Here is a 21165-nt window from a genome sequence, read left to right as displayed (position 1 = left end):
TTAATCTTGTTCCAATTCTTTCAGAATCAGTTTGCGGATTTCCTCAGGAAGCCGTGTTGGACGCATGCCGTCTACACTGATGCAGGCCAATTCGACTTCTCCGGAAGCAAGCATGATTTCACCACGATAAATATTCTGTTGCAATACAAATGATGTCGATTTACATGAAACGACACTTGCTGTAACAGTAATGAGGTCATCCATTAATATTGGACGTGAATATTTAACATTTATTTTATGCACAACAAAATTATAGTCTTTTTGGTGCCAATAGTGGTGAATGCCTGATGCGCGAAGCCATTCTGTACGTGTACGCTCCATGAAGCGGATGTGATTGGCATGATAAACGATACCGCCTGCATCTGTATCTTCAATGTAGACACGAATGTTGAATTCGAATTTATTCGCCATGAGAGTGTTCCGTCTGTTTCTAAATCTGATGAGTTTTTGACTGCACTAATACTATGAAATGTATATGCTGAAAGCATGATTTCAAATGTTTAAATCATTAAGTGCATCAATGACGGGCAGTTTAGCACTCTGAAAACTCACTCCAATGGCACAAGATTTCAAATCCATTGCGCATGTGTGCTTTATGTTTCATTAAAATCGGCTGTTCATTATAGTGATTTATGCTTTTTTTAAGAATTTTGCAGATGAACAGGCGGTCATTGCAGTAAAAAAGTGAGCCGTAGTAGCTCACTTTTTATAACATTATTTATGCTCAGTAAGCTGTTATTTTTGCTTCCAATCCTTTTGAACTTGGGCCGCAACTTTTGGATATTCCATGACAAAACGCATGTGGCTTTCTACGCCTGTTTTTAAAGTCGCATCATCGACAATAAAAAGAGGATTATGATTTGGCGCGGCTTGCTCCATATCTTGATCTGCTGGGGTCGCACCGACAAATACAAATAGGGACGGCATGAGCTGGCCGTAATAAGCAAAGTCTTCACTGGCGCTGGCGTTGTTGTCCAGTACATGCAATTTAGCCTCTCCGTTCACTTTCGCCAATGCAGGCTGCATGAGTTTGGTCAGGGTTTTATCATTGCTGGTCACAGGCGCATAAGGCGCAATTTCGACTTTAGCGGTCACATCATTGGCTTGAGCGTTGTGTTCAATCAGTTTAGGCAATTCAGTTAAAATGCCTTTACGCACATCTTCGTTATTAGAACGAATGGTGCCAACCATATTGACTTGTTCGGGGATGACATTGCCTGTGGTGCCGCCTTGAATGCTGCCAATGCTGACCACGCCCATGCCTTTGGTTAAATCTGCTCTGCGGCTCACTAAGCTTTGCATATTGCTGATCATTTGCGATGAGGCATAAATAGGGTCGCGGCCCAGCCATGGCATAGAGCCATGCACTTGCTTGCCGTTAACTTGAATGCGCAGATGGTCGGCGCTGTTCAGGATAGCGCCATCTTTATAGAAGATATTGCCGCTTGGCATACCTGCCATAACGTGCATGCCAAAAATGACTTCTGGTTTTGGATTGTTTAATGCGCCATCCGCGATCATTTTACGTGAACCGATTTGATCGCCTTGCGTAAAATTATCGATATCGGCGCCGCCTTCTTCGGCTGGCTGAAAAACAAATACAACGGTGCCGGCAATTTTATCTTTATTGGCTGCCAGCGCTTTAGCGGCGCCTAGAAGCATTGCGGTATGCGCATCATGGCCGCAGCCATGCATGACATGAGTTTCTTTGCCTTGATAAATCGCTTTGGTTTTACTGGCAAAAGATAAGCCAGTTTTTTCTTCAATCGGCAGGGCATCCATATCTGCGCGCAGCGCCATGACTGGGCCAGGCTTCGCGCCTTTAAGTACGCCAATGACACCGGTTTTGGCATAGCCTTTGCGCACTTCTATGCCATAAGATTTTAATTCCTTTTGTACAAGTTCAGATGTTTTGAACTCCATATTGCCTAATTCAGGGTGCTGGTGAATATGCTGGCGTAATTTAATGGTATGGCTTTCGACATTTTGAGCAGAGTCGTCAATCCAGTCTGCAAGACTGATTTGGCTGAACAAAGCAAGAGGAAGACAAAGGGCAATCTGCTTGTACATGTTCATATCTTGGGATAATCCTTAAGAGTTTGAAATGATTAAAGTGATTCTATAGCATTGCATACTGAATGAAATCTAGACAAAACCCTTTAAGTATTAAATGGATACTTTTTAGGTATATTGTTTTTTAGTGATTGAAATACCAAAATTTTATTTTGCATTTAGGTATTGTAGATTTATGTGTTTTATATGAAATTAATTTTTATGCGTTTAGGTTTACACTTTTTCGCTTTGAAACACAGCGCGAATACGCATTTAATTCCTGCAACTAAAGCGATTGCCAAACAACTGGCTCAAATTGATCAAGATAATTTGATTTATTTAAAAGGGCAGTTGGTTGAAGTGAAAGCAGCAGATGGCTGGACTTGGCGCAGTTCACTGAGTCGTGATGATACAGGTGCTGGAGCATGCGAGTTGATGTTGGTGGAAGAGGTGAGGGTGATTTCTAAATTGTGAAAAATTATTTTGCTTTTAGGTAATAGTTGCATTGATGCTGCTGATTTATAGAGGGCTGGAATGGATAGGATTGTAGAGCAAGATTTTTTAGATTTTTATCGCGGATATAGAGCTGAATTGAACAGCAGGTGGGCTGTTCTTAGAAACTCAATTCAAAATGCGGAAGCCGCTGATAGAAAACCAATGGCTGATGAGAAAAATAATATTGAAGTATATTTGAAGCTAATTGCAGAATATGAGAAATACAGTTCAAATCATGGTCATCATCATTATTTTAAAACTTGTGATGAATCTCAATTGGCTTTTATTAAGCAGATGAGAGTGCAGTTTCATGAAGAGTGGATTATCGTTAGAGAGGAAATCCGGCAATTAACTGAGAGTGAAGCTAAATTAGGCGATTGTCTAAGCCAGAGGCGAGAACATTTGAGAGAAATAGCCTGTCAGCTCCATTTTTTTGTAGAACTAGAGCATTTGGCATATGGCTTAAATAATAAGAAGATTTTAGGAGAAGCAGAGTCTTTAGTGCGAAAACTTGAATTAAGTATAAAATCTAAGATTATTGATAATCAGTATGGGATTATTCCCGGCGATCATATTTTTGTTGACCGCCAAGGCGGCTTATATCAGCATCATGGAATTTATATTGGGAATAACCAAGTCGTGCATTATGCTGGGTGGGCTAACGAGCTGAAAGTTGGTAAAGTTGAGATAATCTCTTTAGAAAATTTTAGGCTGCAAGAAACGATAAAAAAGTTTTTTTATGCGGATAAAAAGGTTCAGTACTCACGCATTGATACAGTCAAACGTGCTAAATCCAGATTAAATGAAGATTTATATGATTTATTCTCAAACAATTGTAAGCATTTTTCGCATTGGTGCATAACTGGGGATAGTCATAGTCAGCAAATATCACAGATTTATATTTTGCCTTTAAAACTTCCCTTAGTCATTTTAAATAAGGCAGCTGATAGATTTTTAAATTAGGCAGAATTAGAGGGGCTGATAGCCCCCCCTTTAACAGGTTATCATTTCGGTTCAGGCGGTGTCATACCAAACTGCAAATAGGCCATATTGGTGGCAATACGGCCGCGCGCGGTACGCATGACATAGCCTTGCTGAATTAAATACGGTTCAATCACATCTTCCAAGGTTCCAGAGTCTTCTGCCATGGCAGCAGCCAATGCTTCGACACCAGCAGGTCCACCGTCAAAACGTTCTAATAACATTGAAAGATAACGGCGGTCTAAGGTATCTAAACCGTCTTTATCGACATTCAGCATATCCAATGCACGCTGCGCCATATCTTGAGTGACTTCGCCAGTGCCTTTGACCTGCGCGTAGTCACGCACACGGCGCAGCAGACGGTTGGCAATACGCGGCGTGCCTCGCGCACGGCGGGCAACTTCTAGTGCGCCCTCTTTGGTAATGGGTACATCCATCAAGTTGGCAGAACGGGTCACAATGTGAGTGAGATCAGCCACACTGTAGAACTCTAAGCGCTGCACAATACCGAAACGGTCACGCAGAGGAGAAGTCAGCAGACCTGCTCGCGTGGTTGCCGCGACCAAAGTGAAGGGCGGTAAATCCAGTTTGATTGAACGGGCAGCAGGGCCTTCACCAATCATGATATCCAGCTGGTAGTCTTCCATTGCTGGATAGAGAATTTCTTCAATCACGGGCGAAAGACGATGGATCTCATCAATAAACAGCACATCGCCTTCTTCAAGGTTGGTGAGCATGGCCGCTAAGTCGCCTGCGCGCTCCAATACTGGGCCTGAAGTGGATTTTAGGTTGCCGCCCATCTCACGGGCAATAATATTGGCTAGGGTGGTTTTACCTAAGCCCGGGGGGCCAAAAATTAAGGTGTGATCCAGCGCTTCTTCGCGGCCGCGTGCTGCGCCGATAAAGATTTCCATTTGTTCGCGGACAACGGGCTGCCCGATGTAATCTTCGAGTGTTGCAGGGCGGATGGCGCGGTCGAAGTGGTCTTCGGGTTTTTCGGAGCCACTGATGAGACGGTCTTGCATAAGTATTTAACTAATCTCTATATTGTTGAGGGGGAATCACAGCCTCAAAAAGCGATTGAACTTTATATGCCATTGTATAGGCGATTCTCACTTTTGACTGGGCAAAAGTGACAAAACCCAATTGTTAAACTGATGCTACGTCCTTGTAGCACAGTTTAACGGCGGCATCCATGCCACCTTCATGACTCAAATATTGTCTATAGTTCAAAAAGGCAAGGATGCAGAGCTCATTAGAAACTAAAATTTATTTATTCATCGATTTTAATGCAGCGCGGATGATGTCGCTGGCCTCGGTAAAGTCACCTTTGGCGGCATTTACCAGTTTTTGCGCTTCGGCAGGTTTGTAGCCTAATGACTGCAGGGCAGCTTCGGCTTCTGCAACTGCAGAGTTGCCTGTAAATTGGATTTGTTCAGCTGTTGAGTTGCTCGGCGCAGTGCCGGAAGACATGGCTTTGAAGCGGTCGCGCAGTTCAATCATGAGGCGTTCAGCAGTTTTTTTGCCGACACCTGGCACCTTAACCAGTGTATTGACGTCTTCATTTTCTACGGTGTGAATCAGCATCTCTATGCTGAGCGTAGATAGGATAGCCAGCGCCATTTTAGGGCCTACACCGTTCACTTTTAGTAAAGTGCGGAAAATAGTTTTTTCCTGCGCATTGGCAAAGCCGAATAACAGCTGTGCATCTTCACGCACCACCAAATGCGTCCATAAAGTGACTTTTTGACCTTTTTGCAATTGGCAGAATGTAGACAGCGGCGTATCTACTTCATAACCCACGCCATTTACATTTAATAGCACTGTTGAAATTTCCAGTGCAAGCACTTCACCAATTAGACATCCGATCATTTCGTTTTTCGCTTTATTTCAGTTCATAAATGGGCATTCGCCCATATTTTCAATGTTATGTGAGATTAGCGTGAAGACTCATGAAATACCAGTCTTCACACAGTTTTAAATTTTAGAAAAACCCAACTTTATTGCCTTGCAGCTCTTGCGCAAGGTTGTAAGCCTGATGGTCTGAAAACTTAGAAATAATATCTAAGACCAGCATGATATTGTCATAATGATCATCACTAAATTGAGCGCCTGACCGCTGTAAAATAGACATGAGGCGCTGTTCTTTAAAACTTAAAGTTTTGTGCGGTGTGGTTAATGGAATAAAGGCATCCAAAATATTTTGCAGGCTTTGGTGTGCAATAATTTCCAATCCTGCTTTCTGCGGATGTTCAAAAATTTTATCCCGCGCCAAATTTTTCGCATGATTGATGCCTTGCGCGATATCTTCAGCACAGTAATCCAGCAGGCTGCCTTGTAATTGGCCCGATAGAATTTCAAATCGATGCTTGGCAAAAGCAGTGGTGACTTCATCCACGAGGCGTTTCATGACTCGTCCGCGAAGCGCGGCAATTTTTTGCTGCCAGGTTGTGTTGCTAGAAAGTTCTGAAGGAACACCGTAATCTCCAATCAGATTTAAGAAGATAGGTTCAACTTCTTCATAGCTCAGCATGTTGAGAATAATGCCATCCTCGAGATCAATCAGCGCATAGCACATGTCGTCTGCAGCTTCGAGCAAGTAGGTCAGCGGATGGCGGCAATAGTGATAATCACCCAGCTGAATTAAACCTAACTGTTCTGCAATTTGCTGCAGAATGTCTTTTTCAGATTGATAGCAGCCGAATTTAGCGCGTTGGCTGGCGGGTGTATTTCCCTGTGATTCAATCGTTTTAGACAGCCAAGGGTACTTTAAGTAAGCCCCTAAGGTTGCGTAAGTGAGACGCATACCGCCATCATTCGGATGATAGTCAATTTTAGTCAGCAGGCGCAGGCCTTGCGCATTGCCTTCAAACTGGCGTACATCAGCTTCCTGTTCTGGACTGAGGTCACGTAAAAAATCAGTATGTGATGCATCATCAAACCATTCACGGATGGCATATTCGCCCGCATGGCCGAAGGGCGGATTGCCGATATCATGTGCAAGGCAGGCCGCCTGAATAATGGCGCCGACATCAGCAGGAGCAATCCAAACCGGCAGTTCTTCTTTAATTTTTTCGGCCGCCAGCATACCCAATGAGCGGCCAATACAAGACACTTCTAAGGAATGAGTCAGGCGGGTGTGAATGCCGTCATGCTGAGTCAGTGGATGCACCTGTGTTTTACGGTTGAGCTGGCGGAAACTTTGGGAAAATATAATACGGTCATAATCTTTATGAAAAGGGCTTCGCGCCTGTTCAGAACTTTGTTTTTTACTGCCGATACGAACTGTAGAAAGCAGTTCAAGCCAACGCATTTGAGTCATTTATCATTATTCATTCTTTCGTTAGCATGCATCATGCCAAAATTAGATAAAAAGCACTAGGGGCGCGCGTCATATGCTGTCACTTTGATGCTGTGTTTGTGTAACCGTTTGCTTCCTATCAGATTTGTATCAAAGATTTTAATGTAGCTCTAAAAGTCACAGCTGTTCTGTAATTAACAATGCGTAAATTCATCTAGCGAATGTCAACTTTTTGACAGCTGGTTTTTAACCTCATCAGGCAAATTATAGGCATGTATATAAATAGATGAATTAAGCATGTCAAAACAGCAACCCAATATTTTATTGATCGTGGCAGATGATCTTGGCTTTTCAGACCTCGGCGCATTTGGCGGCGAAATTCAAACGCCAAATTTAGACGCGCTGGCCTTAGACGGGCTGCGGTTTACCAACTTCCATACGGCCTCAACTTGTTCGCCAACCCGTTCCATGCTGCTGTCAGGCACAGATCACCATTTGGCTGGGCTAGGTTCGATGGCTGAAGCCATCCGCCCCGAACAAAAAGGCCAGCCAGGCTATGAGGGTTATTTAAATGATCAAGTGGCGGCCCTGCCTGAACTGCTGCATGATGCAGGCTATTACACAGTAATGTCGGGCAAATGGCATTTGGGTCTCACACCAGACCGTTTTCCTGCACAGCGCGGTTTTGACCGTTCATTTGCTTTGCTGCCCGGTGCAGCCAATCACTATGCCTTTGAAGCGGATATTCCAGAGGAAGAAATTCCTGGCCTGCTGAAAGTGACACGCGGTTTATATGCAGAAAATGATGAATACATTACCTCTTTGCCAGAAGATTTTTACAGTTCAGATTATTTTACAGACCGTCTGCTGGGCTATTTGCAGGATGAAGAAAGCCGTAAAGAACGGCCGTTTTTTGCCTATTTGCCATTTTCTGCACCGCATTGGCCGCTGCAGGCGCACCGTAAAGATATTGAAAAATATCATGGGCAGTATGATGAAGGACCAGAAATTTTGCGCCAAAAGCGTTTAGCCAGAGGCAAACAGCTAGGCTTAATAACAGAAGACGCCACGATTCATCCTGTATTGGCGCAGACCAAGTTTTGGGATGATTTATCCGAAGCAGAAAAGCAGGTTTCAGCCCGAACTATGGAAGTCTATGCGGCGATGGTAGATCGCTTAGATCAAAACGTTGGTCGTGTTATAGATTATTTAAAACATATAGGTCAATACGACAATACCATCATCATTTTCTTATCGGACAATGGCGCAGAAGGCGCACAGCTCGAAGCTTTGCCTGTGTTTGGACCAGATATTTCGACCGTAATCGCCAAATATTATGACAATGATTTGGACAATATAGGCAATGGCAATTCTTACGTTTGGTACGGTGAACATTGGGCGCAGGCAGCGACTGCACCATCGCGGCTGTATAAGGCGCATACCAGCGAGGGCGGCATACGGACACCTGCATTTATTAAATACGATCAGTACACAAGGCAAAGTGCAGTCAGCCATGAGTTCTTAACGGTCATGGATTTGCTGCCGACGGTTTTAGATACGCTGCATATTCAGCATCCGGGCGGGCGTTACAAAGGCCGCCAGCTGGTGCCATTGCGCGGTAAAAGCATTCTGCCGTATTTACAGCGTGAGCAAGATGATATTCATGAAGTAGACCATATTACGGGCTGGGAACTGTTTGGACAAAAAGCGCTGCGTAAAGGTGACTGGAAAGCCTTATTTATTCCTGCACCGAGGGGGCCAAATCAATGGCAATTGTATGACTTATCAAAAGATGCAGGCGAAACCAATGATTTGGCAGAGCGCTATCCTGAAAAACTCAAGGAGCTATTAGCGGATTGGCAGGTCTATGTGCGGGAAAATGGTGTAGTTGAGTTCATTGAGGAGCAAGGCATATTGAATAAGTCTGCATAAGTTTTGAATTGAACGGTCTAAGACTTATTGACAACATAATAAAAGCGGCTCGGTTTTGAACTGTATGGCGCATTTAAAAGCGCCTTACAGTTTGAACTGATGATGGCTGCTTATGGTTTGAGAATGCACAGGCCGCATGAAAAATAGGGCTTGGCTAGAATTACTTAAATCTTCTAGTGAGTATTAGGACAGCTGTTTAAACTCCTCAAATCGATCAAAAAATATAAATTGAGGCGTATAGATGAAGCTGATTGGCAGTTCAATTTTAATGCTGGCACTTTGCTCGGCTGTATCTTTGTCAGGTTGTGTATCACATTCAAATCTGCCGGCGGTGCAAAACACATCTGTACAGCCAATGAAGTTAGACAGCAGTAAAATGATGATCCATTTGCAGTCGCTGCAGACGATTGCCCAGCAGCATGGCGGCAATCGCGCAGTGGGAAGCAAGGGCGGCTTAGCCTCAGCGCAATATATTTTAAATGAAGCGAAAAAATCAGGCTTGCAGGTGCAGATGATTCCCTTTGAAAACCGCAGTAAAACGGTTGGACAGAACATTATTGTAGAAATTCAAGGCGAGTATAAAGACAGTGCTGTCATTGTTGGCGCACATTATGATTCAGTTAAAATGGGCCCCGGCATTAATGATAATGGGACTGGTGTTGCACTGGTTTTAGAATTGATGCACCGCTTAGCGGCCCAGAAAGAAAAACCGAAACATACGGTGTATTTGGCATTTTGGGATTCAGAAGAAGAAGGTATTGCAGGTTCGCAAGCTTTTGCGGAAAAGCTGACGCCAGAGCAGTTAAAAGGCATTAAAGCCTATATTAATGTGGATATGGTGGGTACGAAAAACCCTGAAATTTTAATCGCAGATGCTGATAAATCTTCGGTCAATGAATTGGAAACAATGCTTAAAGAGCGCGGCATGAATAAAGAAGATTATCAGCCATTGGTCGATAGTTTGCGTTCAGTGCCGTCACATGCCGGTGATCAAGCTTTGGAAGATCAGCTCAAAGCATTTTTTAAATCTAAAAATTTAAACATTAAAGAAGATGTTTCGACTCTGACCGCAAGTGATACAGCGCCATTTTTAGGCAAAGTGCCCGTGGCATCGATTATTTTATTTAATGAGCAGATGAAAGGCGATGAGCTGGAGTTTGCGCCGTGCTATCACAAAGCATGCGATACTTTAGATGGGATTGATCCTAAATCATTGCAAATTGCAGCTGATGCTGTGACATATCTGTTTGGTGTTTTGAACAGGGAATAAGTGGCCTGCTTTCTTGTTTGAATTATTTAGATACATGCTTATTTAAGATAATATTTAAGAAACAATCATTTTTTTTATCTGAAAATAAAGAAAATCTAAGTATTTCTTATAGGATATTGGCGGATAAAGCTGCTTTCCCATCTAGCTGATTTGAGCATTTCACAGTAGAATATGCGCTCTCTTCAAGTCACATTGCGGCTTGGTTCAAAAGACCAGCCCGTGGAGCCAAAATCAGCATGTTTATCGTGGCCGGTGCATCAGCACACTCTTCTTTTAAGAAAACGCAACTATTAACACGTCTATCTTCGATTAGTTCTGTTCAAGAAATTGAAAGCCAATTGGTCTATTTATTTGATCAAGCGCTGAATGAACAGCAACAGCAATCTGCTTTACAGCTGCTTAACGATGGTCAATCTTTTGAATTGCGCCAGCCAGCAAGTGATGAAGTCCAAATATTAGTGACGCCGCGCGTTGGGACAATCTCTCCTTGGTCGTCTAAGGCAACAGACATTTTCGCTAACTGCAATACACCGGTTCATCGCCTTGAACGCGGTGTTTTGTTTACTCTGAAGGGCGTAAATGCTGTTTCTGATGAAGTAAAACTGGCATTGCATGACCGCATGACAGAAAGCGTGTTCAATCAAATTGATGACGCAGCGGCATTATTTTCTGAAACTGAGCCAAAACCTTTAAACTCAATTGATATTTTGGGTCAAGGCAAAGACGCTTTAGTGAAAGCCAACTCTGAATTCGGTTTTGCACTCTCTGATGAAGAAATTGATTACCTGACAGAAGCATTTAAAAAGCTTGACCGTAACCCGCACGACATTGAACTCATGATGTTTGCTCAAGCAAACTCAGAGCACTGCCGTCATAAAATTTTCGGTTCTGAATGGACAATTGATGGTGAAAAACAGCCATTGTCATTGTTCCAAATGATTAAGAACACATATAAAGAATCTCCAGATGACGTTTTGTCTGCATATAAAGACAATGCATCAGTCATCGTTGGCTTTGACACACAGCGTTTCTATCCAAAACAAGACGCTGAAACGGGCCATCACGTTTATAAATATAAGAGCCAAGCGGCTCACATCCTGATGAAGGTGGAAACGCATAACCATCCGACAGCGATTGCACCTTTTGCAGGCGCAGCGACTGGTTCAGGTGGTGAAATCCGTGATGAAGGCGCGACAGGCCGCGGCGGTAAGCCAAAAGCAGGTTTAACAGGTTTCACCGTTTCTAACTTGAACATTCCGGGTTTTGAACAGCCTTGGGAAGAAAACTACGGCAAACCGTCTCGCATGGCTTCTCCACTACAGATCATGATCGATGGTCCGTTGGGTGGCGCTGCGTTTAACAACGAATTTGGCCGTCCTGCGTTAAATGGTTACTTCCGTACTTTTGAACAAAATGTAAATGGCGATGTAAAAGGCTTCCACAAGCCAATTATGATTGCCGGCGGTTACGGTAACATCCGTCCTGACCATGTAGAAAAAGATGCGATTCAGCCGGGCGATTTACTGATCGTTTTGGGCGGTCCTTCAATGCTGATTGGTCTTGGCGGCGGTGCAGCATCTTCAGTCGACAGCGGTAAATTGGGTGAAAACCTAGACTTCGCTTCTGTGCAGCGTGAAAACCCAGAAATGGAACGCCGTTGCCAAGAAGTGATCGATGCGTGCTGGCGCATGGAAGACCATAACCCAATCGTGTCTGTACATGATGTAGGCGCGGGCGGTGTTTCAAATGCAATGCCAGAACTGGTGAACGACCACGAGCTAGGTGCAATTCTTGATCTTCGCAAAATTCCATCATTGGAAAAAGGCATGTCTCCAATGGAGATCTGGTCGAACGAAGCACAAGAGCGTTATGTATTGGCCATCCGTCCAAGCTCTTTAGAATTATTTGAATCACTATGTGCACGTGAACGCTGCCCATTCGCCGTATTAGGTGAAGCAACTGAAGCGCGTCAATTGACCGTGAACGATCCACTGTTTGAAAACAAAGCTGTGGATATGCCAATGCAAGTGATGCTTGGCGGTACACCGCGTATGAGCCGTTCATATGAAACTATTGAACGTAAAGGCGATGACTTCACTGCTGAAACAGTAACAGATTTGAAAGATGCGATTTATCGCGTTCTTAAGAACCCAACAGTTGCTTCTAAATCATTCTTGATCACCATTGGTGACCGTTCAATTACAGGTATGGTTGCACGTGATCAGTTCGTCGGTAAGTGGCAAGTGCCTGTAGCAGATGCTGCAGTAACAACGACGAGCCTTGTCGGTTATACAGGTGAAGCAATGGCAATGGGTGAACGCCCGCCAGTTGCGTTGTTGAATCCTGCTGCTTCTGCACGTTTATCTGTAGCAGAATCCATTTCGAACATCATGTCTGCAAAAATCGACCAGATCAGCGACATTAAATTGTCTGCAAACTGGATGGCTGCTGCAGGTCAAGTGGGCGAAGACCAAGCGCTATTCGAAGGTGTTAAAGCCATCGGTATGGAAATGTGTCCTGCTTTAGGTATCGCAATTCCAGTCGGTAAAGATTCATTGTCTATGCGTACCACTTGGAATGACGAAGGTGAAGACAAATCTGTCACTTCTCCAATGTCAGGCGTGATCACAGCATTTGCACCTGTGACGGATGTACGTAAAACACTTACACCTGAACTTAAAAATATCGAGTCTGTACTGGTACGTATCGATCTTTCTAAAGGTCAATTCCGTCTAGGTGGTTCGATCCTTGCTCAGGTTTACAAAGCAATCGGTTCTGTAACACCTGACGTAGACAGCTTCGATGACTTCAAAGCATTCTTTGCATTGGTTCAAGATTGGAGCAACCGTGGTCTCATCAAGGCTTACCATGACATCGGTGATGGCGGTCTATTGGCAACTGTTGCAGAAATGATGTTCGCTTCACGTTTAGGTGCAGCACTTGAAGATCAATCTACTGCAAGCTTGTTTGCAGAAGAAATTGGTGCTGTGCTTCAAATCAGCAAAGTGGATTGGGCTGCATTAGAAGCTGAAGTTGCAGCGTCTAGCCTTAAAAATGCAATTACAGTTGTAGGTACTGTAAACGATACAGATACTTTAACTGTCAATGGTTTGAGCTTAGACCGTGCTGAATTACAGCAAGCATGGACTGAAGTGTCGCATCAAATCCAACGTCTGCGTGATAACGTAGAAACTGCGGATCAAGAATATGCGTTGATCGCGGACAAATCACATGCAGGTTTAATTGCAAAACCAACATTTGATTTGAACGAGCCAATCGAAGCGCCGTACATTGTAGAGCGCCGTCCAAACATGGTGATTCTGCGCGAGCAGGGTGTAAATGGTCATGTAGAAATGGCTGCTGCATTCGACAAAGTCGGTTTCAACACTGTAGACGTACACATGAGCGATTTGCTAGCTGGCCGTATCAGTCTTGATGACTTTGAAGGTTTAGTGGCTTGTGGCGGTTTCTCTTACGGTGATGTAATGGGCGCAGGCGGCGGTTGGGCTAAATCTGTATTGTTCAATCCAAAACTTCGTGACCAATTTGAGAAATTCTTCAACCGTGATGAAACATTCTCTCTCGGTATCTGTAACGGCTGTCAAATGTTGTCTCAGCTTGCTCCGCTCATTCCGGGTGCAGTAGCTTGGCCACGTTTCCACCGCAATACTTCTGAAATGTTTGAAGCGCGTGCTGTAAACGTACGTGTAGAAAAATCAAACTCTGTATTGCTTGAAGGTATGGAAGGTTCGATTCTTCCAATCGCAGTTGCGCATGGTGAAGGCCGTGTGGTTGCTAGCGCGGAAAATATTGCAGCATTGAATGCAGGCGATCAAGTGATCTTGCGTTATGTAGATAGCCAAGGCAACCCAACGCAGCATTACCCAATGAACCCGAATGGTTCGCCAGAAGCGATTTCAGGTGTAACGTCTAAAGACGGCCGTGCAACGATTATGATGCCGCACCCTGAACGTAACTTCCGTGCGATTCAGCATTCTTGGAAACCAGAAGATTGGGATCAAGACGGTGCTTGGTTACGTATGTTCCGCAACGCACGTAAATTTATTGGTTAATCTGAGATAGATGAATCATTGAAAAGAGCCGCCTTCTGGTGGCTTTTTTTATAGTAAAAAGTTTACCAAAAGATATATTAATTATTGTGAATACTTGTTTTTACACATATAATCGCTTTCGATTTTTGAACCACCTTCGGGTGGTTTTTTGTTGGTTTTTAAATTTTTATTTCTCCCGCTGAACTTGGTTTAGATTTTGCTTTTATATTTGTGGAAACATGCTAGTGTGTAATTTATGCACAATAACTATGCAAGATAAAAGAAAGATGGATAACTAAATGAGTTCAGTATCAACACTCATGATGAGGTGATGACATGATTAAAATAGTAGAGTATTCGGCAGTTGATAAGTCCGCACTGCGTAAAAAGGGCTGGAAGCTTTTTGGTGCAGTAGTGAGCGTGCAGTTGGTATTTTTGGTTTTGGGTTATGCGTTGCAGATGTAATATTTTAAATATAGAAACCGCCGAGAGGCGGTTTTTTTACTTTTGATAGGGCATGAGGAGCACTGCTCCGTAAGACAAACCCCTTTTGTTAGACTGATGGGACGTCCTGTCCCACAGTCTAATGGGCGACATCCATGTCGCTAGTCATGTGATTGGCTTAATCTTTGAAAATATTTTCATAAAAATAGTAAAAGGTTTCAGTCTTCTTGAATTGGGCTATTTGTGTACCACCTGGATACGATTGGGAGGGAACTTGAACTAAAAAACTAAAACTAACTAGCTCCATATTTGGATTACGAATGTCGTATTCAAAATCAGGATCATCTTTATTCGTTTCTACTAGAGAAAGTTCTCTGATTAAATGAATTAGATGTTTATTTAAGCGAGTAATGATATATATATATTTATCAAATTCTTGCTTGGAAATTTCCTCTCGCGTAAAAAATTGGAAAGCCTTAGCTAGCATTCTCGCTTGATCTTCTAAAATTGTATTTTCAAGTATTTTAAATATTTCGAATCCTAATCTTTGATGGTCGGGATTTTTAGCCATAAATCTTTCAATTGCTTTGTTATCTAACTCTAATGTCTCAAGAAATGTTTTAACTTGGAGATAATAAAGCCCTTCATTCGCAAGTTTTGACTGAATATAAATTTCATTGGCAGAATTTCTTAATGCATTCGGAATGCCAAATGTCCCACTATTTCCAAACTCCCATAAGATGTGTTTAGAGGCTGTTGAAATATATTGAAGTAATGGATGATTATTCATAATGATTATTTGAATTTATAATTTACAATCATATATCTATATTTTCTGATAATTCAATGCTCAAACTCATTTACTACGTTCCCGAATCACATCTTGAATCTACCAAACTTGCTATATTTGAAGCAGGTGCTGGCGGTATTGGTAATTATGAACACTGCGCTTGGCAAGTGTTAGGCACAGGCCAATTTAAACCTGTAAAAGGTGCAAATCCATTTATTGGTGAGTTAGATACGTTGGAACAAATTCCAGAATGGCGTGTGGAGACTATAGTGCTTGAAGAAAAGGCAAGTGCAGTCGCAAGGGCTTTAACAGCAAGCCATCCTTATGAAGAGCCAGCGTTTGAGTTTATTCAAATGGTGAATATAACTTTCTAAAAGTATACGGTTGTAACGGAGTATTGTTATTACACATTTAAAGCTATCAATAACCTTCGGTTCGACCTACTTTTCTTTCGGGAAAAGTAGGCAAAACCATAGTCATCAGCAGAACTCGTTACATTCCGTCATGTGATGAATAACATCGCAAAAACGATATTTATTGAATCGAGCCCTGCCTCGTACAGCTGCTGATGACATTTCCGCGTCTCAAATTACTGCTATACGTTAATAGAATTAGAATTAAACCTTCTGAATAAATAAATCACGATCAAAACGATACTGCGGAAAGAACACACCATCTACAGCACGTTCACCTGCACCAATCACCATCACAGGGTATTGCTGATTGTTTAAACCTAAAATTTTATTAACCAAAGGCTCATCAAAACCTTCCATCATACAGCTGTCAAAACCATAAGCACGTAATGCCAAAACTAAGTTTTCACAAGCTAAGGCAGTGGTTTTACTTGCCCAGAGTTTCGCATCTGCTTCATTAAAGGCGGTCACAGGTAATTGCTTGTCAAGTTTACGTGCAACTTTGAAAGCTACTTTCTTAAAGTTACCCAGTGCATTGAAGTAACCTGTTTTGTAATTATAAGGAATAAACTTGTAGTACTTCTGCACAGCCGGAGGCGCTTCAGGAAATGGAAACTCAGAAATATTCCGTTTTGCCATTTCATCTAATCTGTCTGTCCGCGCTACACAGACAATCAGTTCAGAAGCTGTTTTGGCAGCAAGCTGTCCTAAACACGCTTTGATCAGCTGTTTTTTCGTCGCTGGGGTTTGCACCACATAAAAAGTCCACGGCTGTAAATTCGATGAGTTTGGCGCCAGCAAAGCCAAGTCTAAGCAGGCATCCAGCACATCGGCAGGAATAGCTTTATCGGTAAATTTGCGCACTGAGCGGCGGCTTTCTATCACTTTTCGGAAATTTTCGACATCAATATCTTGTGGAGCTGCTTCGTAATAGCGCTTTTTTTCAGCTGAATGTGTTGCGGTCATACAGGGTATTCCGTGATTGCTTTGCTAATAAGATGGTGGTTGAAATGAAAAAACCACCCAAAATTTTGGATGGTTTATGTAATTCAATATATTGTTCAGCGATTAATTGAACTGAGAAAAGTCTGGTTTACGCTTTTGCATAAACGCAGCCACTGCTTCCATCATTTCTGGAGAGCCTACACGGTCCATAAAAATTTCAGCTTCATGATCAATCCAAGCCACAATTTCATTTACATTGTGTTTCATCAATGCTTTAGACTGAACCAAAGATGCCAGCGGCAAAGCAGCCAATTGAGCAGCTTTTTTAGCAGCAGCAGCATATACGTCATCTTCAATGCTGTTGACCAGATTTGCAGAAAGCGCAGTCGCACTGTCAAATTTTTGTGCAGTTAATAAAAGTTCAGCTGCTTTATGATAGCCTGCTTGTTCGACCAGCAGTTTGCTTGAAGCGCCTTCAGGCGACAGGCCAAGGCTGACAAATGGGATTTGGAACAATGCTGTATTGTCGCTATAGACCATATCGCAGTGCAGCAGTATCGTTACACCAATGCCAATGGCAACACCGCGTACAGCAGCAATCAGCGGTTTAGAAAACTTCGCTGCAGATTTCAGCAAAACAAAGGGTGCGCCTTCAGATGCAGGCGCTTGACCTTTTAGGGCTGCAGATTTCATAAAGTCCTGCATATCATTGCCGGCACTGAAATCTGCGTCTTCACCGCGTAAAATGACTGCGCGAACAGTGCTGTCTAAATCCGCTTCATCCAGCGCTTTAGCAATCCAGAAATAGAGTTCTGTATAGAGTGCATTCTTAGCTTGCGGACGGTTAATTGCCAGAGTCAGCACACCATTTTCTAATTTCGCATTCAAATGTTCATGAGGTTGTTGAATACAGCTCAGTGTCATCGTACTATCCTTGCTTTCAATTTAATTCAAATTTATGGGCTCATTATGTCGCATTTTCAAATTGCAGGCGCAACTCATGAGTTCATAAATCACGATGATTCTGTTATGAATGATAAATTTGATTACTTGGTATTCATTGGACGTTTTCAGCCTTTCCACTTAGCGCATATGCAAACGATTTTGATTGCCTTGAAACAAAGCAAGAATGTGATTTTGGCATTAGGTTCAGCACAAAATGAACGCAATATCAAAAACCCTTTTACTGCAGAAGAACGCCAGCAGATGATTTTATCGAATTTTTCTCCTGCAGATCAGCAACGGATTAAGTTTGTGAATGTCATCGACGTCTATAATGATGAAAAATGGCAACAGCTGGTGAAATCATTGGTCGCAGAGATTATACAGCCGACTGATCGAATTGGGCTGATCGGTCATTTCAAAGATGATTCATCCTATTATTTAAAGTTTTTTCCAGAATGGGAAATGGTGGAATTGGACAGTTTGCAGGGTTCAATGTCAGCCACGCCAATGCGCGAAGCTTTTTATCGTGGTGAAATTATTGAAACGGCTTTTCCATTGGGCACAAGCGAGTTTTTACATAAATTTAAACAAAACCCGATTTATCTACAATTACAAAACAAATTTTTGTCTCAAGATAAGAGTAATTTAAGCTGATTTTCGGTATTTTAAATGATAAAGCACCACATTGGATGTGAGCTGATTATTAGAGTTGGAGCGTGTATGAGCGCTGAAAAAAAAATATTGCGGGGGATTGTTGCAGGGCTTGCGGCGTTTGGGCTGCAGACTCAGCTGCATGCGCAAAATTGGATTCTAACCGAAGACAGTTTTGTATCCTTTAATATCAAAACAGTTGGACTTTCAGTTGTACAAGGGGTTTCGGTTCAGCCGCAGTCGCGTTTGTATTTTGACATGCGTACACCGCAAAATGCTTGGGTGCAAGTCAATGTACCCGCCAGCAGTTTGAAATTTAGCAATCCTGTTTTGAAGCCGATGATTTTAGGCGAAAGCTTTTTTGATGCTGCCCAATTTAAAAATGTCAGTTTTAAAAGCACAGAATTTGTCCCGCAAAACCAAGACCGTTATTGGGTCTATGGAGACCTGACGTTACGCGGTGTGACCCGTCCAGTGACTTTTGATGTTTTACTGAGACCCAATGCAGCCAATACTAAATTGCTGGATGTACAGGCGGCAGGAACCATTAACCGCAGTGATTTTGGCATGAAAAAATCATTTGGCGATGTTGGTGAAAAAGTGCATATCCAGCTCATTGGCCAATGGCAAATTAAATAATTCAGCTATCGGCTTGAAAAGTGCCATTCATAATTTTACCCGCTTGGCTCTGCAAGATTGCACTTAAGCGATTCAGCGCATCAGACTGCTGTTTCCAGTGATGCCAATACAGTGGCTGTTCTAAGCGCAATTTTTCCGAAAGTTCTGTTAATTTCCCTTCTTGAAGGTGAACTGCCGCTTGATAATCGGGCAGCCAGCCATACCCCAGTCCCATCAATACGGCATCCATAAAAGCGCTTGAAGAAGGTACAAAAAAATGCGGGTATTGTTCTGGGCTTAAACCATACTCCTGCTGAATTCGTGAAGTATGCATCTGGTCTTTTGCATTAAAAATGAGGGCTGGCGCTGTTCTCAAGGTTTCACGATTAATCCCTTTTGCAAAATATGTTTCAGCAAAATGCGGTGTACTGACAAACCGGTAAGTCATGCTTCCTAAGTATTGTGCAGTACAGCCTTTCATGGCTTTGGGTTCTTGTGCAACACATGCATTGACTAAGCCAGCTTCGAGTAAATGATGGGTTTGAGACTGGTCATCCACTTGAAAATGGATTGTAATTTTTCCTGCTGTTAATGCAGGCTGCAAAGCAGGCAGCAGCCAAGTGGCGAGTGAATCTGCATTGGTGGCAATGCTCAATTGATAAAAATTGCCAGAGGATTGTCCAGTTAAGCTTTGTATGAAATTTTGTTCAAGCAGACGGCTGTGCTGCAGATAATGCAGTAAAGAAATACCTGCTGCTGTGGCTTTGCAGGGACGTTCACGCACAATCAGCATTTGGCCTAAATGTTTTTCCAAGCTTTGCACGCGCAGCGTTACAGCAGAAGCGGTGATGTGCAGCCGTGCTGCAGCTAAATCAAAGCTGCCCGTTTCTGCAACCGCCAAGAAGGCTTCGCATTGTTTATGATTCAGCATTTTCAAACCCGCTCTAAACTAAAAAATATTTAGCCTATTTGATATTTTCTTAATAATATTTAATTTATCAAAAATCGGCAGATAATGCGCATCAAGTTTAAAAAGATCTGATTGAAATGCTGAATACGTATATGCAAGGGCTGGCTTTAGGCTTGAGTTTAATTGTGGCGATTGGCGCGCAAAATGCTTTTGTGCTTCGGCAAGGACTGAGAAAGCAGCATGTGTTTTGGGTGTGCTTTGTGTGCGCGCTTTCAGATGCTTTGCTGATTTTATTGGGTGTAACGGGATTTTCGGCAGTGATTATGCACTATCCGCAAATTATTCAATTTGCCAAATGGGGCGGGGCCGCATTTTTAATTTATTACGGCTTATTGCATGCGATCCAAGCCTATAAAAATCAGTCGGCAATGCAGCTGGATACGGGTTTCAATCAGAGTCTGATGCAGGCGCTTTTGACCTGTCTCGCACTGACTTGGCTCAATCCGCATGTGTATTTAGATACTGTCATTTTGCTGGGATCAATCTCCGCGCAGTTTCAGCAGCCGCTATATTTTGCTTTAGGCGCGATGAGTGCATCGGGATTGTTCTTTTTTGGCTTAGGTTATGGCGCACAGCTGCTGCAGCCGATGTTTAAAAGCCCTAAAGCATGGCGAATTTTAGATCTGCTGATTGCCTGTGTGATGTGGGCAATTGCGCTTTCACTGCTGATAAATAGTTAAAAAAATAAAAGCCCGAATTCGGGCTTTTATTTGATGTAAATCAGCAGGCTAAAGTTTAAGCCTGCAAGGCTTTAATATCTTCCAATACTTGTTCAGCATGGCCAGCCGCTTTTACTTTGCGGTATTCCTTAACCAGCTTGCCCTTATGGAAAATAAAAGTTGAGCGCTCGATACCCATCACTTTTTTGCCATACATATTTTTTTCTTTAATCACATCAAAATGATTGCACAGCACTTCTTCTTTATCGCTAATCAAATTAATGCTGAGATTTTGTTTTTCTGTAAAATTTTGGTGCGCTTTTACAGAATCGCGAGAAATACCGATGACTGTGGTATTTAATGCATCAAACTGGTCTTTTAAGCAGGAAAAACCTACAGCTTGCGTCGTACAGCCTGGTGTGGAATCTTTAGGGTAAAAATAAACAATCAGCCATTCGGCAGGCATTTCTGCCAAATTAATTTCACCTGAAGTTGCTGGAAAAGATTGATTAGGCAACTGAATATCAGACATTGCATGATCCTTCAAAATATAAAAATAAGAGAAATTTTTTAAAATATAGCGTCATGATACAGAATTTACTCTGCAGATGCAGGGGCTTTGTATCAGCCATAAAAAAGCCTGCAAT

The 21165-nt window shown here is 42.6% G+C and carries 19 protein-coding genes and 1 pseudogene; 10 read left to right on the top strand and 10 right to left on the bottom strand.

The annotated features are described in order from the left end of the window. Positions 1 to 411: a tol-pal system-associated acyl-CoA thioesterase gene (gene ybgC / locus B9T34_RS06790; RefSeq protein WP_086212391.1), complete on the bottom strand. Its 411-nt coding sequence runs from the start codon at positions 409 to 411 to the stop codon at positions 1 to 3. Positions 412 to 735: 324 nt separating this feature from the next. Beyond that, a complete protein-coding gene (locus B9T34_RS06785) occupies positions 736 to 2070 on the bottom strand; it encodes an amidohydrolase (RefSeq protein ID WP_171265146.1) in 1335 nt (444 codons plus the stop codon). Between the two features lie 240 nt (positions 2071 to 2310). On the opposite strand from B9T34_RS06785, the pseudogene B9T34_RS06780 reads away from it, so the two are divergent. Next, positions 2311 to 2526, top strand: a pseudogene (locus B9T34_RS06780) (hypothetical protein); the annotation flags it as partial. A gap of 60 nt (positions 2527 to 2586) precedes the next feature. Then, on the top strand, positions 2587 to 3510 hold the full coding sequence (locus B9T34_RS06775; RefSeq protein ID WP_086212389.1) for a lecithin retinol acyltransferase family protein: 924 nt from the start codon (positions 2587 to 2589) through the stop codon (positions 3508 to 3510). A gap of 41 nt (positions 3511 to 3551) precedes the next feature. Here B9T34_RS06775 and ruvB read toward each other — a convergent pair whose 3' ends face one another. From ruvB to B9T34_RS06760, 3 genes are all read right to left on the bottom strand, one after another. Further along, positions 3552 to 4553 carry a Holliday junction branch migration DNA helicase RuvB gene (ruvB, locus tag B9T34_RS06770; protein ID WP_086212388.1) on the bottom strand — a complete coding sequence of 334 codons (1002 nt, stop codon included), beginning with the start codon at positions 4551 to 4553 and terminating at the stop codon, positions 3552 to 3554. Positions 4554 to 4797: 244 nt separating this feature from the next. Further along, complete coding sequence (gene ruvA / locus B9T34_RS06765) at positions 4798 to 5400, bottom strand: Holliday junction branch migration protein RuvA (protein ID WP_086212387.1); 603 nt, start codon at positions 5398 to 5400, stop codon at positions 4798 to 4800. Between the two features lie 112 nt (positions 5401 to 5512). Then, the gene (locus tag B9T34_RS06760) at positions 5513 to 6850 is read right to left on the bottom strand and encodes a deoxyguanosinetriphosphate triphosphohydrolase (protein ID WP_086212386.1); all 1338 of its coding nucleotides are present in this window, start codon (positions 6848 to 6850) and stop codon (positions 5513 to 5515) included. A gap of 276 nt (positions 6851 to 7126) precedes the next feature. On the opposite strand from B9T34_RS06760, the gene B9T34_RS06755 reads away from it, so the two are divergent. From B9T34_RS06755 to B9T34_RS19120, 4 genes are all read left to right on the top strand, one after another. Next, positions 7127 to 8761, top strand: a complete 1635-nt coding sequence (locus B9T34_RS06755) for an arylsulfatase (protein ID WP_086212385.1) — start codon at positions 7127 to 7129, stop codon at positions 8759 to 8761. Between the two features lie 241 nt (positions 8762 to 9002). Further along, the gene (locus B9T34_RS06750) at positions 9003 to 10031 is read left to right on the top strand and encodes a M20/M25/M40 family metallo-hydrolase (protein WP_086212384.1); all 1029 of its coding nucleotides are present in this window, start codon (positions 9003 to 9005) and stop codon (positions 10029 to 10031) included. Between the two features lie 236 nt (positions 10032 to 10267). Continuing rightward, positions 10268 to 14104 carry a phosphoribosylformylglycinamidine synthase gene (purL, locus tag B9T34_RS06745; protein ID WP_086212383.1) on the top strand — a complete coding sequence of 1279 codons (3837 nt, stop codon included), beginning with the start codon at positions 10268 to 10270 and terminating at the stop codon, positions 14102 to 14104. Between the two features lie 315 nt (positions 14105 to 14419). Beyond that, on the top strand, positions 14420 to 14548 hold the full coding sequence (locus tag B9T34_RS19120; RefSeq protein ID WP_265733476.1) for a KGW motif small protein: 129 nt from the start codon (positions 14420 to 14422) through the stop codon (positions 14546 to 14548). Positions 14549 to 14705: 157 nt separating this feature from the next. On the opposite strand, the gene B9T34_RS06740 is transcribed toward B9T34_RS19120, so the two are convergent. Next, the gene (locus B9T34_RS06740) at positions 14706 to 15317 is read right to left on the bottom strand and encodes a hypothetical protein (RefSeq protein ID WP_086212382.1); all 612 of its coding nucleotides are present in this window, start codon (positions 15315 to 15317) and stop codon (positions 14706 to 14708) included. A gap of 56 nt (positions 15318 to 15373) precedes the next feature. Between B9T34_RS06740 and B9T34_RS06735 the strand changes: the two genes are divergently transcribed. Next, positions 15374 to 15691 carry an NGG1p interacting factor NIF3 gene (locus B9T34_RS06735; RefSeq protein WP_086212381.1) on the top strand — a complete coding sequence of 106 codons (318 nt, stop codon included), beginning with the start codon at positions 15374 to 15376 and terminating at the stop codon, positions 15689 to 15691. A 243-nt stretch (positions 15692 to 15934) separates the two neighbouring features. On the opposite strand, the gene B9T34_RS06730 is transcribed toward B9T34_RS06735, so the two are convergent. Then, positions 15935 to 16696 carry a nitroreductase family protein gene (locus tag B9T34_RS06730; RefSeq protein WP_086212380.1) on the bottom strand — a complete coding sequence of 254 codons (762 nt, stop codon included), beginning with the start codon at positions 16694 to 16696 and terminating at the stop codon, positions 15935 to 15937. Positions 16697 to 16798: 102 nt separating this feature from the next. Next, the gene (locus B9T34_RS06725; RefSeq protein WP_086212379.1) at positions 16799 to 17599 is read right to left on the bottom strand and encodes an enoyl-CoA hydratase-related protein; all 801 of its coding nucleotides are present in this window, start codon (positions 17597 to 17599) and stop codon (positions 16799 to 16801) included. Positions 17600 to 17704: 105 nt separating this feature from the next. Between B9T34_RS06725 and B9T34_RS06720 the strand changes: the two genes are divergently transcribed. Both B9T34_RS06720 and B9T34_RS06715 read left to right on the top strand, forming a co-directional pair. Then, positions 17705 to 18274 carry a nicotinate-nicotinamide nucleotide adenylyltransferase gene (locus B9T34_RS06720; protein ID WP_086212454.1) on the top strand — a complete coding sequence of 190 codons (570 nt, stop codon included), beginning with the start codon at positions 17705 to 17707 and terminating at the stop codon, positions 18272 to 18274. A 66-nt stretch (positions 18275 to 18340) separates the two neighbouring features. Beyond that, positions 18341 to 18910, top strand: coding sequence for a YceI family protein (locus tag B9T34_RS06715; RefSeq protein WP_086212378.1), 570 nt, complete (start codon positions 18341 to 18343; stop codon positions 18908 to 18910). 1 nt (position 18911) lies between these two features. Here the strand turns inward: B9T34_RS06715 and B9T34_RS06710 are convergent, their stop codons facing one another. After that, positions 18912 to 19820: a LysR family transcriptional regulator ArgP gene (locus tag B9T34_RS06710; RefSeq protein ID WP_086212377.1), complete on the bottom strand. Its 909-nt coding sequence runs from the start codon at positions 19818 to 19820 to the stop codon at positions 18912 to 18914. Positions 19821 to 19936: 116 nt separating this feature from the next. On the opposite strand from B9T34_RS06710, the gene B9T34_RS06705 reads away from it, so the two are divergent. Next, complete coding sequence (locus B9T34_RS06705) at positions 19937 to 20539, top strand: LysE/ArgO family amino acid transporter (RefSeq protein ID WP_086212376.1); 603 nt, start codon at positions 19937 to 19939, stop codon at positions 20537 to 20539. Positions 20540 to 20594: 55 nt separating this feature from the next. On the opposite strand, the gene B9T34_RS06700 is transcribed toward B9T34_RS06705, so the two are convergent. After that, positions 20595 to 21050, bottom strand: coding sequence for a peroxiredoxin (locus B9T34_RS06700; protein WP_086212375.1), 456 nt, complete (start codon positions 21048 to 21050; stop codon positions 20595 to 20597). Between the last annotated feature and the right edge of the window lie 115 nt (positions 21051 to 21165).

The sequence above is a fragment of the Acinetobacter sp. ANC 3813 genome (genome assembly GCF_002135435.1).
GTDB lineage: Bacteria > Pseudomonadota > Gammaproteobacteria > Pseudomonadales > Moraxellaceae > Acinetobacter.
The sequence above is the reverse complement of the archived record's forward strand: the minus strand, read 5'-3'. Positions and strand labels throughout refer to the sequence as shown.